This is a genomic window from Streptomyces sp. 2-1, from assembly GCF_048564895.1.
Taxonomy (GTDB): domain Bacteria; phylum Actinomycetota; class Actinomycetes; order Streptomycetales; family Streptomycetaceae; genus Streptomyces; species Streptomyces phaeochromogenes.
The window spans coordinates 8,274,898-8,289,889 of record NZ_CP183383.1 but is presented as its reverse complement, the minus strand read 5'-3'; the positions used below and the strand labels follow the sequence as shown (position 1 = coordinate 8,289,889).

Below are 14,992 nucleotides of genomic sequence, written 5' to 3'. Positions count from 1 at the left end.
GTCGGCTGATCACAGAACCTGTCAGTTCACACCTCTGGCGATCCCCGTCATCCCTCCTTACTGGAAGGTCCCAGCCGCGGCCCGTGCGGGAGCCTTAGTGCGCTCCGGGGAGGACACTGACGTAGGAGGCATGCCGGCGCAGGCAAAGGGGGTGTCGACGGGTGGCGACGCGAACACGGTGCACGAGGGTTCGGCTGTGGCGGTGGAGACGTAACCCGCTCAGGCGGCGCAGCGACATCATCGAAGCCTGGATCCTTCTCACCGCGGGGACCCTCGCGGTGGCGGGAGGTCTCCTGGCGGGCCTCGCGACGCAGACCGCCGTGGAGCAGGACCTCGACCGGCAGCGGACGGAGCGCCAGGCGGTCTCCGCCCAGCTCATCGAAGACGCCAGGGACAAGCCGTCCGTGAGCGCGGCCGACGACGACCGGGTGTGGGCAGCGGTCCGCTGGCGCGCCCCGGACGGCTCGACACACACCGGCCAGACCAAGGTACGGCCCGACACCCCCGCCGGGACCCCGGCCACCGTATGGACCGACGAGCACGGCCACCTCACGTCGAAGCCCGTCACGCACGAGGAGGCGCAACTGCAGGCCGCTCTGGCGGGCGCGCTGGCTGTGGTGATCACCAGCGGCGCCGCGGTAGGCGGCGCTTTCGCCGCACGGGCGAGCCTGGACCGGCGGCGCATGGAACAGTGGGACGCAGCCTGGGCGCGGGCCGACATCCGGCGCGGCGGAAAGACCGGTTGAACCTGCCGTGACCGCACACGCCTGGCCTGTCGCAGGCCGGGGCCGAGTCGCGTGCCCGCCCGCGCCCTGGCTGCGGAACGACGCCGCTACCCGGACCCGCTGCCCCCACATCCCCAACGGCCAGGGTTGAACCGCAAGGAGCGCCCTCTTTCCAGCCGCTGTCCGAGCGGGTCCGGAAGATCAGCGACCGGCTCTTCACCCGTGGTCACACTGCCATTCCCGGAGGTCGCGTGTGCCTCCTCTACGGCAATATGGGCTGGCGGAACGTCCACACAACCCCCGCGACCAGATGTAGCTGCTCGACTTCGAACATGCCGCCGCCGGTCACCTGTTGGACGACGCTCTGCATGTTGATGAAGCATCGGGTTCGCGACACGCGCGATGAGCATGATTTGTGATCTTGCTGGGAAGCCTGTGCCTGCTTCGTGCACGACGACAGCGTGTGCACGAAGTACCTGGACGTGTCGTACACCTCAGTAGGCTTGTGCGTCGATCAAAGGAGTGCTGCGCATGAGCTTTCACCTGAAGGCGATCACCCGTGAGGAACATCTGGCCTTCGTCCGGGCCCGGCCGTCGGTGAGCCACATGCAGGTTCCCTCGTGGGGCGATGTGAAGCCGGACTGGCGGGCGGAGAGCCTGGGCTGGTTCGACGAGAGCAACCGTCTCGTTGGCGTGGGACTGGTACTGCTGCGGCCGTTGCCGAAGCTGAAGCGGTACCTCGCCTACCTGCCCGAGGGGCCGGTCATCGACTGGGCTGCGCCGGATCTTCAGCGGTGGCTTGAGCCGATGCTCGCGTACTTGAAGGAACAGGGGGCGTTCTCGGTGAAGATGGGGCCGCCTGTGGTGGCCCGCCGCTGGAGTGCCGAGGCGGTCAAGGCGGCGATCGCCGACCCGCAGGCGGGGCGGCTGCGGGACGTGGAGGCCACCGTGCACGAGCCGCGGGCCTTCGACATCGCCGACCGGCTGCGCCGGATGGGCTGGCAGCAGACCGAGCCCGGAGGCGAGGACGGCTTCGCCGCGGGCCAGCCGCGCTACCTCTTCCAAGTGCCCTTCGCCGGGCGGTCCCTGGACGAGATCCAGCGGGGCCTCAACCAGCAGTGGCGCCGCAACATCAAGAAGGCGGAGAAGGCCGGCGTCAAGGTCGTCCAAGGCGAATACGAGGACCTGCCCGCCTTCTACGACATCTACGTGGAGACCGCCGAGCGCGACCGGTTCATGCCCCGCCCGCTGGCCTACTTCCAGCGGATGTGGACCGCGCTGACGGCTGAGGATCCCGACCGCATGCGCCTCTACCTCGCCCATCATGAGGGCGAGGTGCTCGCGGCGGCCACGATGCTGACCGTCGGCGAGCACGTCTGGTACTCCTACGGCGCCTCCACCAGCCGCAAGCGCGAGGTCCAGCCGAACAACGCCATCCAGTGGCGGATGATGACCGATGCCCACGCGCTCGGCGCCGGTGTCTACGACTTCCGCGGCATCACCGACACCCTGGAGGAGAGCAACCACCTGCTGGGACTGCTGCGGTTCAAGTCCGGCACCGGCGGCGAGGCCGTCGAATACCTCGGCGAGTGGGACTTTCCGCTCAACAAGACGCTCCACAAGGCCCTCGACCTCTACATGTCCCGACGCTGAGCCTGCGGCCTCCCCGTGCTGATCGTCGACACCGATCCGGTGAGCGTGGAACGCCAGCTGCAGACCGGCCGGTTGACCTGCCCGGCCTGCAGTGCGGTCCTCACACCCTGGGGGCACGGGCGGCCGCGGGAAGTACGCGGTGATCTCGGGGCTCGTTTCTTCGTACGTCCTCGCCGGTCGAGGTGTTCGGGCTGCCAGGTCACGCACGTGCTGCTGCCGGAGGTGATCTGGCCGCGCCGGGCGGATGCGGCCGAGGTGATCGGGGCCGGGCTGGAGATAGCGGCCCTGGGCATGGGGCACCGCCAGGTCGCCGTGCATCTGGGCCTGGCCGAGGGCACGGTCCGCGGCTGGATCCGACGCTTCACGAGCCGGGCCGAGGACGTTCGCCGGTACTTCACCGTCGCCCTGGTCGCGCTCGCCGACGATCCCGTGATGCCCGATCCGTCCGGGACTCCGCTGGCGGACGCCGTCTCGGCAGTCGTGGCCGCCCATCGGGCGGCCACGACGAAGTGGTCCCACATGAACACCGTGTCGCGGTGGGAGTTCGCCGGCCGCGCGATAACAGGACGCGTTCTGGCCTGCTCTCTTCCTGCTAGTTGATCAACACGGGCCGCCCCTGGGCGGCGATCGGAGGCGCCGGAAGTCTTGATCGTGTCCGTCCGCGCGGAGACGGAGACGCATCGAGATGCGAGGTGAGCCCGCGCATGGCATCGAGTGAGGACGAGGACCGCCGTCGGGCGGAGAAGGCCCGGCAGGTCGGCCTGTTCCGCTATGCCCTGATCCAGGACCTGCTCGACCCGGTCATGACGACCCGTGAACGCGGGCGTCTGGCAAGGGAGTTGGCGGAGAAGGAACATACGGACCCGTTCGGCCGGCAGGTGAAGGTGTCCCGGGGCACCATCGACCGGTGGACACGGGACTACCGCGGCGGCGGGTTCGCCGCGCTGGTCCCCGAACCGCGCAAGGCGGTTCCCCGGACGCCGCCGGAGGTGCTGGAGCTGGCGGCCGCGCTGAAGCGGGAGAACCCTGGCCGGACGGCCGCGCAGATCCAGCGGATCCTGCGGACCACGCAGGGCTGGTCGCCGACCGAGCGCACGCTGCAGCGGCACTTCGTCAACGCCGGGCTGACCGGCACCGGCGGGGGCGAGACGAGCGTGTTCGGCCGGTTCGAGGCGTCCCGCGCCAACGAACTGTGGACGGGGGACGCCCTGCACGGGCCGAAGTTGGGCGGCAGGAAGACGTATCTCTTCGCCTTCATTGACGATCACAGCCGGGCGATCGTGGGGCACCGGTTCGGGTTCGCCGAGGACACCGTCCGCCTCGCGGCCGCGCTGCGGCCGGCGCTGTCGGCCCGCGGGGTCCCGGAGGCGATCTATGTCGACAACGGGTCCGCGTTCGTCGACACGTGGCTGTTGAGGGCCTGCGCGTCGTTGGCGATCCGGCTGACCCACTCCCGTCCGGGACGGCCACAGGGCCGGGGCAAAATCGAACGGTTCTTCCGCACCGTCAGGGATCAGTTCCTCGTCGAGCTGGACGACAGGAGAGTCGGTGAAATCACGCATCTCACCGAGCTGAACAGGCTGTTCACGGCGTGGGTGGAGACGGTCTATCACCGCGCGGTGCACTCGGAGACCGGGCAGCCGCCGATCGAACGCTGGCTGGGTTCGATTCCCAAGCCGCTGCCGCTGCCGTCCACGGCGGATCTGCGGGAGGCGTTCTTGTGGTCGGAGTTCCGCACGGTGACGAAGACTGCGACGGTGTCGCTGCACGGCAACTCCTACGAGGTTGACCCGTCGCTGGCCGGGATGAGGATCGAGCTGGTCTTCGACCCGTTCGACCTGACCGACATCGAGGTGCGGGCCTCCGGCAAGGCCCTGGGCAAGGCGGTCCCGCACCACGTCGGCCGCCATGCCCATCCCAAGGCGAGCCCGGAGACGCCGGCCGAGCCGGCGGCACCGACCGGGATCGACTACCTCAAGATCCTCGACGAGGCGCACACCGCGAACACCGCCAGGGGCATCAACTACTCGTCCCTGATGGACGATTCGCGGGGCCGGCAGTGAAGCCGACCCGGGCCGAGGAGTTGTACTTCGATCCCGAGCCCGACCTGTTCATGCTCACGCCCCGCGAGCCGGCCGACCGGGCCCTGGCCCTGGCGGAGGTCTGCTGCCGCCGGGTCGAACAGGACGCCGGCCCCCTCGACACTCCCGCCGTCCGCACCGCTTTCCGCGCGGTCCGTCTCGCCGTCCGGACCGGGCAGCGGGCCGCCCGATGAATCGGCCGAACTTGCCGCCGTCCAGGCGGAGTTCTGCCCCTGCCCCAGGAGGATTCCTTGATCGACCGCGTCCAGGGCTACTACGGATTCACCCGCGTCCCCTTCGGCAGGGACCTGGCCCCCTCGATGCTCCACCAGCACAACTCCCACCGGGAGGCCGCGGCCCGCATCGCGTGGTGCATCAACAACAAGGCGATCGGCGTGGTCACCGGCGAGGTCGGCGCGGGCAAGACCGTCGCCCTCAAGGGCGCCGTCGCCTCGCTCGACCCGGCTCGCTTCACCGTGATCTACCAGCCCAACCCGGAGGTCGGCATGCGCGGCCTCTACGACCGCATCGTCACCAGCCTGGGCGGCACCCCGAAATACCAGTCCGCCGCTCTCGCAGCTCAGGCGTCCGCCGCGCTGGCCGCCGAGGTCGACGAACGCGGACGCACCCCCGCGGTCGTGATCGACGAGTCGCACCTCCTCGATCACCAGGAGCTGGACGCGATCCGCATGCTCACCAACTACGACATGGACTCCACGACGCCGTTCGCGGTGTTGCTGATCGGCCAGCCGACCCTGCGCAAACGGATGAAACACGGCGTCCTGGCGGCCCTGGACCAGCGGATCGCGATCAGCTACCAGATGCCGACCATGAACAAGGAGGAGACCTCCAGCTACATCAAGCACCATCTGACGATCGCCGGCCGGTCGGACCCGCTGTTCTCCGACGACGCCGTGGACCTGATCCACCTCACCAGCCGCGGCCTGCCCCGCTCGGTCAACAACATCGCCCTGCAGTCCCTCATCGCCGCGTTCGCCGACGAGAAGAGCATCGTCGACGAGTCCTCCACCCGCCTCGCCATCACCGAGACCCACGCGACAGAGTGACCACGAAGCCGACACCGTGACCACGAAGACCCCGGCGGCCTGACGGCCGCCGGGGTCCTTTCACACCACTCCGTCGACAACCAGCACGTCGCCCTCATACACATCTTCAGCGTCGCTCAACATCACCGCTCCTGGACTTCGCGAAACTATGGGACCGCGAACTCCACGCCCCCGAGGACCGCGAAGCCTTCCTCAGCGGCTACCGCCAAAGCGAGGCAGGTGCGAGGCCGGGCACGTACGGCACGACGAGATCGACGCTGTCTGGCTGTGGGCTGCAGCCGGGATCTTCCCCTACGCCCGGCCCCGTGAAGATCACGACTTTGAACGCCACGCCTACGTCATTCTGGACCGGCTGGAAACGGCCAACAGGGGGTCGCAGGCACAAGACCCAGTGCGAGCTCGCGACGTCTGTGCCACCAGGCGCCGCGAGTCGGCAGTCCCGCAGTAGGCAGTGACTCGCCATCGCCATCCCTTGATCCGGCCACGAACTCACGTGCTGGATACCATAATTGGGCGAGTGACCCTTGGGTTCCTTCATCAACCCCTGTGAGATTCCGCGAACCCGTCGGCTTTTCGTGCTGGGTGACTTCAACGCGCTCTCCGCCGCTCAAGTCCCTGGCCCTGACGGTCAGCTGCGCTACTACGACGACGAGGCGTACCGCGACCAGGACCACGACGACCTGGAGTACCAGGTCTTGGAGGGCACGATCGGAGGCAAGCAGCTGGCCGACCGGCGGCAGACCGAGTACCTGCTGCGCCGCGGCTTCATGGTCGACGCAGCACCCCACCTGAGAGTGCCCCCACACGCGACGGTAGGGCACTGGCGAGACGGCCAGGGCGACCCCGACCCGTGGGGCGAGAGGCGTATCGACCTCATCCTCGCCACCCGACCCGCCGCCCCCTCTCTGGTCCGCTACGGCATCCACCGCAGCACCGCCGCACTCAAGGCGGCCGACCACCTGAGTCCTTTCGTCGACGTCGCCCCGCTCAGAGTTTGCCGGGAGTTCGTGAACAGCGACGGGTCAGTGATCAGGAACTCGTAGGGCGATAACGGCGGGGCAGGGGTGAACCTCCAGGTTGCGGAGCCTGAGGGCTCACGCGGAATCCGTAGAGCGGTAATGAGTAAGCGTGGCGGTCGTTCCCGAGCGAGGTGGCGGTGGGGCCGGTGCTCACACGCCGTCTTTAGGGCGGCCTATGGCCAGCATCCGTTCGACAGCGTTGCGGGCTCGGTCGGCGACGTCCTGGGGAACGATGACCTCGTCTTTCCCCTCGCGGAGGGACCGCAGCAGGGCCCCAGGAGAGATCATCTTTACGTACCGGCATGTGGCGTGCGGGTTGACCGCCTGGAAGTCAATCTCAGGCGCAGCTTTGCGTAGTTGATGCAGCAGGCCGACTTCAGTGGCCACGAGTACGGACTCGGCACTGGTCGACCGTGCCGCCTGGACCATGTCGCCCGTGGAAAGGATCTTCACCCGTTCTGGCGACACCGTTCCCTCTCCCGCCAGGTAGAGGGCCGAGGTAGCACACCCGCACTCAGGATGTATGAACAGATCGGCGTCGGGCTTGGCCGCGGCACGCGCGGAGAGCTCGGCGCCATTGATCCCGGCATGCACGTGGCACTCGCCTGCCCAGATATGCATGTTCTGCCTGCCAGTCTCCCGCTTTACGTGGGCGCCGAGAAACTGATCGGGACAGAAGAGAACGTCACGGTCCGCTGGAATCGACGCGACGACATCCACGGCGTTGGAAGATGTGCAACAGATATCGGTCTCGCCCTTTACAGCGGCCGTTGTGTTGACATACGAAACGACCACGGCGCCCGGATATTCACTCTTCCATTCCCGCAGCTCATCCACCGTGATCGAGTCAGCGAGCGAGCAGCCCGCGCGAGCGTCAGGGATGAGAACCGATTTATGCGGAGCGATGATCTTGGCCGTCTCGGCCATGAAGTGGACACCGCAAAAGATGATCTTATCCGCCGAACTGTTCGTCGCGATACGACTCAACGCCAGAGTGTCGCCGGTATGGTCCGCGATGTCCTGAATCTCGGGAAGCTGATAGTTGTGGGCCAAGATCACGGCATTCTGCTCCCGGGCGAGTCGCTTGACCTCCGATGCCCACGCCTCATCCGGGACCACATCTTCGTAGAAACTCGGTAATGTCATGACGTTCCCTCCCTGATGGACGACAGCAGTTCAGGTGTTAGTCAGTTCACGAGCACGGGTGCGGCCTTGATTGAGGCCAGCCGATTTAGCACGTTAACACCGCACCAGCCGGCCGGATATTGTGATATGGGTCACGTTGGCTTGATTAGTTGGTTGCGTTTGTCTGCGTCAAGCGCGGGAATGATTTTCGCTCGGCGAAGAGGAGGCGATATGACTGTCGGCGTTCCGGGTTCCCACGCTCTCGTTGTGGCCGCTGTCGATGGCTTAGTGACTCTCCAAAGTGGCTTAGGGAGCGTCGTCCACTGGCTCTTCGAGGAATTGGACGAAATCGACCATCGGGTCGACGTACTAGGGACGTCAAATTGGTCGATGTATGCCATTAGTCCGTATCTCCCTCCCGAATCTGCTGACTATTCCGAGGCAGTCCATGCGACAGTCGAGCGGGCATGCCGGTCGCGGAGAGGGGGGCTCATCTGGATCGATGGCCCCGATTCCTCAAGCCTGAGCGGAATCTGGTCCCATAGCGATCCTGGCCGCTGGCGGGATATGAGCAAATCGCTGGCCGGCGCCATACGGGAGCTCAGCACGCAGCACGATCGAGTCACCGTGCTAGTACACGGTCTCATGTTTCTGGGCGTGCGGGCCTTTCTAGAGGACTGCAGTAATGTGCAAATCGTGTACGTCGCCCACAGTCTCGGGTATGCGTTCGCCGATTCAATCGAATCGCGCAGGAAGACCTGGGAACACGAGGCGTTCGAGAACATGGCCCGTCACCCCCAGGACAGATTTGGCTACATTGGCCCCTACTTTCGGGACATGCTGGTCGAGCAGTATGGTTGCCAGCCACGACAACTCGCTCCGTTCGTGAACGCGATACCAGCTCGAAGCTTCCAAGTCCCCGAACAGTCGCCTGAAGTGCAAGAGTCTGCGCTCAGCAGCTGGGGAATTCCTTCTCATAAGAGGATCATATTCTCCTGGGGGCGATGCAACGCCCAGAAGGGGTTTGATGCCCTAGTCCCTGCATTCGCCATTTTTCTCGACCGTGTCGATGTGCCAGAAGACTGGCACCTGGTCCTTCTGATGCCCCAGGAGCTCGCGTCAGAAAAGTATGTCGAATTAATAGACGCGGCGATCGCCGACCTGCCAGAGTCATCTGTGACGGCGATACGCACCTTCGATGACCTCCTGCCTCGGGTTCTCCTGCGCCACTCCTCTCTTGAGGTCGCGGTCTTCGCGTCCCGCTACGAAGGAGCACCGCTGTCCGTGCTGGAGGCGCTGCGATTCGGGAACCGCAACCTCAGGATTGCGTGGCATGATATTCCGTCGATCGCACAATTCGTCGATGCGCTTCCGCTTTCGTTCCCGTTCCCTTCACTTGAACCCCAAGGTATAGCTGAATCTCTCTTGGCCGCGAGTTATCGCCATGGCTACACCGCGGCCAGCAGCCTCCCTCACGGTTCGCACAATGACAATGTCGCATACGGCTTGGAGGCAATTCTTGGCTGGTGGCTTGACTGAACGACGCTGGGCCGGTGAAACAAAGGGAGACGTCCTCCTGATTAGGGCGTCATATTTCGCGACGAGCTTCCCGCTTGGCTCGTGGTACTCCAATGTTGCTGTCACACAACAGCGACTAGACATTCCCTCCAGTTCCTGGGGTCTGCTGCTCACCGTCTATCCCGTCTCCTCGCTGATCAGCCTACGGCTGTATGCTGGAATGATTTCCGATGCGGTCAGGCACCGAGTCTTCAGTGCGGCACTATTCACCCTTCCGCTCACTACGATCGCCTTGGTATATTCACCGTCCCAGGCGATACTGGGTGCGTGTTTGGCACTTCTGGGGGTGCTCTCCGCGATCCTTCAAGTCGAATCCAACAGTCGAGCGCACGAGATAGAGGAGTACAGCGGCTCCCCAATCTTCGCATCGTGCCACGGGTATTTTTCAGCGGGCGTGATAATAGCCGGCCTCTCCGCGCTCGTGGCGGAGCAACTGGATCTTGGTGTATGGCTCTTCTGTACCTCTATGGCCGTCACCGCGTCCGTCGCCCTACTGGTTTTCCGTCCCAACTCTCTACGTAGCAGGGAAAATGGAAGACGAGAATCCAGAGAGAACAAGTATGATTCTTCCTCATTCCCGCACCTTGGGCTTGTCTCTCTGACGCTTATGGGGATGGCTGTCTTATTCGTCGAGTCTGCCGTCAATACCTGGCATTCGACTTTCGTCGATGAGGCCGCTGGATTCCACGGATACGCGGGAGCCGCTTATGCCACCTACGCGCTAGGAGGACTGCTAGTACGTTTCTCCGGAGACCGAATACGTCGGAAGCATGGGATCTTCTTCCTCTTCGTGCTCCTGAGCCCGCTTGCGGTCATATCTCTCCTGACTGCTATCCACTCCGAGCAGGTTGCGGTTATCTTGCTGGCGCTGTTCCTGCTCGGCGCAGCGATGGGTATTGCATATCCGGACATCCTGAAGATTGCCGCGATATCAGAAAAGGGCGGTTCAGCCAGTCGCATCTCGATAGTAGCGACGGGCAGCGCGGCGGGCTCACTGCTCGCAAATCCAACCATAGGACTGGTCAGCGGGATATATTCGGTACGAATCTCGTTTGTCTTGATCGCGCTCATCATAGCAATCACGGCCTGCTATCCCGCGTATGTGCTCATTCGTAGGCGCATGGAGGGCATATGACGTCACCGATCAACATCGTCGGTTTCCCAATACCTGATGCCTTCCGATGTCGCCTGTCAGACCGTGAGGTTTGCTCCTCGCGTCGTCTCCTGGGCCGAAGCTCTGTTCTTGGCGTTTTCCCGCGCAGAGAAGGAGAGAGGGATCGCGTTGCGCCTCAACCGTTGAGTACTGCGGTGGAGCGGGCACCATCGTGCACCTTCAAGCTCGGCGGGACCGGTCGGGTCCTCACCAGGTTCCCTGGCCATGCCAGGCAGCGCGTGTGCGTGCAGAAGGGCCTCAGCGACCTCGCAATGTCGCCGCTACCGAACGACCGACCGTATGACCAGCTTCCCGCCGCGCCATCCCTTCCGCCCTCAACGTGGGCGGACCAGCAAGCCCTCCGGCACACTAGGCCGGAATGTGTCGGTCGCCTTGTGCGCGCCGAGAACAGCACGGCAGATATCAGTGCTGCTCGCTAACCTCCTTGTATCTGGGCTGCGTTGAACAATCAGGGGGTTCGATGGCGCGGATGGACGGCGGTCGGCTGGCTGCCCGAGGTTTTCAGTACCAGTACCTGCGCACGCTCGAAGCGATGCTGACTGCCTCCGACCGCGCACAGGTACATGGATGCCGCATCGAGGGCCCAGCTGACCGGACGTCAGTCTCGGCCGTCGACGTGGTCGATTTCGACCTGGTGGACCAGGTCGGCGACTGTGTGCTGGCCGCACAGGTCAAGAGCGCCTCGCCGGGACGCCAGGTCAGCGCCCCGGAATCCTTCATGATCCTGGCCGAGTTGGTCTCCAAGGTCGAGGCCGAGAGGTATGAGCTGATCACCGCCGCGCTGCCCGACCGCAACTGCCGGGCACTGGCCAAAGCCCTCGATGCACCCCTTCCGTCTCCCCGTCAGCTCAAGGAGGTGCTGGCTGGACTGCTGGAGAGGGCCCCGTCGGCCACGGCCCGCTTGAAGACCCTGACCGAGCAGGAACTGGAACGGCTGGCCCGGGCCAGGGTCGTGTTCGACGCCAGGAATACCGAAGACATCCGCCAGGACCTGCACGAGCGGCTGCGCCAGAGGCGGGCCCGCCACCGCGCAGGACTGGGCAGCCGCTCGGCGGGCCTGATCACCGGGCACCTCATCGCCGACATCATGCGTCGCGCAGCCGACCCCCGCGAGGCGTACTGGACGATCGCGGACTTCACCGAAGAGGCTCTGGTCGACGACGATGTACTGGCCCAAGCGCTGGGGCGGCTGGACTGGGGCTCCGTTTTCGGACCCCTTCCGGCGGTGCCCGACGTCATCCGTCCGCGCCTGCTCGCTGACCTCGCCGAGGCCCTGACCCCGTCGAACCCGCGTAGCCGGTCGGTCAACTCCTGCGTGCTGTCCGGGCTGTCGGGGATCGGGAAGTCGAGCACAGCCGCCGCATTCGTCGCAGAACACGCCGACCAGTACGACCTTGTCTTCTGGGTTGAGGCCGCAACGGAAGAGTCCTTAGCCGCCTCCTTCCGGCGCGTTTGGGGACACCTGAACGGGCATTCGCAGGACAGCCCGGTGTCCGCGAGCGCCCCCTACGTGCGCGAGCAAGTCCACGAACTGCTTGCAGCGCTCCCCGGCCGCTGGCTGATCGTCTTCGACGACGCCTCCCCCGCCTCTGCCGACCCGTGGATCCCACGGCTGGGTCGCGGTGATGTGCTGTTCACATCCATCGACAGCGCCGGCTGGCACACCACCCCTCGCATCGGCATCTCACGAATGAGCCACGCCCAGGCGGTGGAACTCCTGACCCGCCGTCTGCTGCTGAACGACGAGACAGCGGCAGCCCACCAAGAAGGCCTGGACGCGCTGGCCGAAACGCTGGAGGGATGGCCGCTGGCCATCGAGCTGGCCTGCGGATACATGCGCACGTGCAATATCCCCGTCGAGCGTGTCGACCACTACCGCTCCCGCCTGCTCGACCGGGCCCTGGCCGACCGCGACTCCAAACCCCTGGGTGGCTATCCACGCACCTTGGCCGCCGCCGTCGAGCTGAGCCTGGAGCGACTGACCCAGAACACTGCCGGTGACACCGAGCTTCCCCACCAGGTCCGGGAACTCCTGGGCTACATCTGCCACTTCGCATCCCAGCGCATTCCCATGCACCTGGCCATGGCGTCCGCGTTCATCCCACCCCACGTCGTCCCCGACGGCAAGGCAGCCGTCGTCCTGGACGAAGCCACTGTCCCGGTGAGGGAGATCATCCGGGCACTGACCCAGGTGTCCTTTGTCCGCTACGCCGAGCCGATTCCGTCGCGCTTCTCCGAGTTCGCGGGCAGCGACGACACCGTGTCGATGAACACCGTCCTGCAGCATCTGCTCCGCCAACGTCTCACGCGGGGCGCACGAGTTGAGAAGGCGCTCTCTCACAGCGCCTTCCACACAGCGCGCTGGCTCAGCGCCGCGATGGACTCCGACGACGGCGACCGGGCCTGGGAGGTCGCCCAGCACGCGGCGGCCCTGGTGCGCCACATCCAGGACAAGGCGGTCAAGAACAACGACACCGCGCTCCTGATCGGCAACCTCGCCGGATTCGAGCACATCCAGGGGCAGATCGACGGAGCGTTTCGACTGCTGCACCTGGAACTTGACTGGCTTGAGGAGATGGCCGAGCCCAACGAGCTGCTGATCGCGCAGACTCGCATCTCCCTGACCCAGATGTACGCGCGCCAGGACTCCATCCACGCCGCAGACCAGGCCCTGGCCCTCCTGCCCCCGCTCGTGGACTACATCGACCGGCTGCGTAACGACGACGCCGGCGAATCAGCCGCCGCACTCCTGGCCACGAAGGTCCGTCTGGTCCTGCAGAACCTCACCGATCAACACCCCGATGACAGGCGTCTGCAGACCCTGCTGGATGCCTTCACCGCTTTGACCGTCCAGCTGCCTCAGACCCCGGCGGTCACCGAACTGATCGAAGCCGACCGGATCGCCCGCCTCTTCGACGACGGTGATATCCAAGGCGCCGAAAACGCCGCCCGCAGCCTGCTCCACGTCCCCCAGGAAGCACACTCCTTCCAGGCAGCCGAAGTCCAGCGCCACCTCATCGAAGCACTCGTCTACCAGCACCGCTGGCAGGAGGCCGAAGCCGAGTTCGAGAAGTTCCTCGCCTATACCGGACCTCGTTCTCTGTACCGCTCCTCCGTCCAGGACTTCGTCCACAACGTCGGTCTCGCCTGCGCCCTGACCTGGATCCAGTTCACCGACGACCAAGCCGCAGCTCTGCTGCGCCGCGTGCTGGCAGAGTGCGGCGTCGAGCACCTCGATGCCGCACTGCGTGACCACGAGCGGGCACGGTTCACCTTGCTCAAGGCCGTCGATGCCGCAGCCCACAACGACACCAACGCATTCCTTCCCCTGATGCATGAACTGGGCGCCAACCCGTTCGACGAACATGGCATCGACCCCTCTGCACCCTGGGAACGGCTGCTGCAGGCTCTGGTGGACCGGATCAAGACCACTGCCAGCACGCAGATCCATGACCTCGTTCAGGCTGCCGGGGAGAGCCTCTTCGATCTGGACCGGATGCCCCTTCAGCAGCGGGCGTACTTCCGCCGGATCGTCGACGACGCTCGCGTCGTTGTCCACTGCGCACTGAGCGGCCAGACTCCCTTCCAGGAGATCGGCATCAACCGCGGGCCCCTGACGGGCGGTGACGAGACACACACCACAGGCACGCCCATCTTGCTGATGGAGCCCCTCCACATGCTGACTGCCGCTCCCAACGGCGGACCTCCCATGGAGTACCAGGTCCACAGGATCAGTGGCGCAGGATTTCGGCGCATCGTCCCCGAGGCTCTCACCACCCCCACCGCTCCCGGATGGCGGCTACGCCGACGCGCCAACCGCCTGGAATTACGAGACTCGGACGGCACCGTTTGGGCGCGCGCTTTGACCAGCCTTCCCTCCCAGTGGCACCAGGCGGCCATCACAAAGCGCCGCGTGCTCGTGCTGTACGGCTTCGGATTCGAACTGGAGGAGCCAGCCGAGCGGCGGCCCGCGTTCACCTCAGACCAGGCTTTCGCGGAGCACTTCCACACGGCCGCCACAGGGGGATTACTGACGGCCGCATTCGTGGCGTGGGACCACACGGAACCCCCTCGGCACACCCACCGTAAGCCGGGCCGCAAACGGCGCAAACGGTGACTGGGCCGACGGTTGGCATGGTCGCAAGCGTCCCACCGAGGTGGAGGCCCCGGGCCATGACACGGCCTTCTAACGCTGCCAGCGTGGGCCAGCGCTCGTCGACGAATACGGCGAAGAAGTGCTGGTCGCGCCAAGCGTCGCGGTCGCCTAGATGAACAGGCAACGCGTGGCGCGGGCTGACGTTGAGGGGGTTGGGGCGCGGAGCCGCCCAGAGGCGCTCGTCGCATCTGAGTCGGGAGGGGGGTGCGCGCCGTCGAGGAGTGGCTTGGTATAACGCGGCAGCGCATCGGCTATAAGGCGTTGCGCGAGCGCGGCCAGAGCCAACTCGGTTTCTGGCCGCACTTGCAGAACGGTTGCGCCAGAAGCAGACTGCGCACTACGTTGCCGGGCTGAGACATCATGGCGGCGCGGGCGGCAGCCCTCCGGAATCTACCCATTACGCCGTGACGAAGG

At 65.5% G+C, this 14,992-nt stretch carries 11 protein-coding genes; 10 read left to right on the top strand and 1 reads right to left on the bottom strand.

The window, feature by feature from the left end:
* Positions 1–278 precede the first annotated feature (278 nt).
* The 7 genes from ACN20J_RS36430 to ACN20J_RS36400 all read left to right on the top strand — a co-directional run bounded on the left by ACN20J_RS36430 (position 279) and on the right by ACN20J_RS36400 (position 6,569).
* Positions 279–746, top strand: coding sequence for a hypothetical protein (locus ACN20J_RS36430; protein WP_266761053.1), 468 nt, complete (start codon positions 279–281; stop codon positions 744–746).
* A gap of 510 nt (positions 747–1,256) precedes the next feature.
* Positions 1,257–2,378 carry a lipid II:glycine glycyltransferase FemX gene (locus ACN20J_RS36425; protein WP_266761051.1) on the top strand — a complete coding sequence of 374 codons (1,122 nt, stop codon included), beginning with the start codon at positions 1,257–1,259 and terminating at the stop codon, positions 2,376–2,378.
* A 15-nt stretch (positions 2,379–2,393) separates the two neighbouring features.
* Positions 2,394–2,978, top strand: coding sequence for a DUF6431 domain-containing protein (locus ACN20J_RS36420; protein ID WP_323183213.1), 585 nt, complete (start codon positions 2,394–2,396; stop codon positions 2,976–2,978).
* A gap of 104 nt (positions 2,979–3,082) precedes the next feature.
* Entirely contained in the window at positions 3,083–4,441 is a 1,359-nt protein-coding gene (locus ACN20J_RS36415; RefSeq protein ID WP_266761049.1) for a DDE-type integrase/transposase/recombinase, read from the top strand.
* Positions 4,438–4,653, top strand: coding sequence for a hypothetical protein (locus tag ACN20J_RS36410; protein ID WP_266761047.1), 216 nt, complete (start codon positions 4,438–4,440; stop codon positions 4,651–4,653). Before ACN20J_RS36415 ends, ACN20J_RS36410 begins: the two co-directional genes overlap by 4 nt.
* 57 nt (positions 4,654–4,710) lie before the next feature.
* Positions 4,711–5,526, top strand: a complete 816-nt coding sequence (locus tag ACN20J_RS36405; protein WP_266761045.1) for an ExeA family protein — start codon at positions 4,711–4,713, stop codon at positions 5,524–5,526.
* 575 nt (positions 5,527–6,101) lie between these two features.
* A complete protein-coding gene (locus tag ACN20J_RS36400) occupies positions 6,102–6,569 on the top strand; it encodes a hypothetical protein (protein ID WP_266761043.1) in 468 nt (155 codons plus the stop codon).
* A gap of 126 nt (positions 6,570–6,695) precedes the next feature.
* On the opposite strand, the gene nadA is transcribed toward ACN20J_RS36400, so the two are convergent.
* A complete protein-coding gene (gene nadA, locus ACN20J_RS36395; protein WP_266761041.1) occupies positions 6,696–7,691 on the bottom strand; it encodes a quinolinate synthase NadA in 996 nt (331 codons plus the stop codon).
* A gap of 675 nt (positions 7,692–8,366) precedes the next feature.
* Between nadA and ACN20J_RS36390 the strand changes: the two genes are divergently transcribed.
* From ACN20J_RS36390 to ACN20J_RS36380, 3 genes are all read left to right on the top strand, one after another.
* A complete protein-coding gene (locus ACN20J_RS36390; RefSeq protein WP_266761039.1) occupies positions 8,367–9,209 on the top strand; it encodes a glycosyltransferase in 843 nt (280 codons plus the stop codon).
* Positions 9,202–10,383, top strand: a complete 1,182-nt coding sequence (locus tag ACN20J_RS36385) for an MFS transporter (RefSeq protein ID WP_266761037.1) — start codon at positions 9,202–9,204, stop codon at positions 10,381–10,383. Before ACN20J_RS36390 ends, ACN20J_RS36385 begins: the two co-directional genes overlap by 8 nt.
* Before the next feature lie 463 nt (positions 10,384–10,846).
* Positions 10,847–14,539, top strand: coding sequence for an NB-ARC domain-containing protein (locus ACN20J_RS36380; RefSeq protein ID WP_419667584.1), 3,693 nt, complete (start codon positions 10,847–10,849; stop codon positions 14,537–14,539).
* Positions 14,540–14,992: the final 453 nt, after the last annotated feature.

Coding starts and splice junctions, on each gene's coding strand:
- ACN20J_RS36425 (WP_266761051.1), top strand. CDS start 1,257: ATGAGCTTTCACCTGAAGGCGATCACCCGTGAGGAACATCTGGCCTTC.
- ACN20J_RS36415 (WP_266761049.1), top strand. CDS start 3,083: ATGGCATCGAGTGAGGACGAGGACCGCCGTCGGGCGGAGAAGGCCCGG.
- nadA (WP_266761041.1), bottom strand. CDS start 7,691: ATGACATTACCGAGTTTCTACGAAGATGTGGTCCCGGATGAGGCGTGG.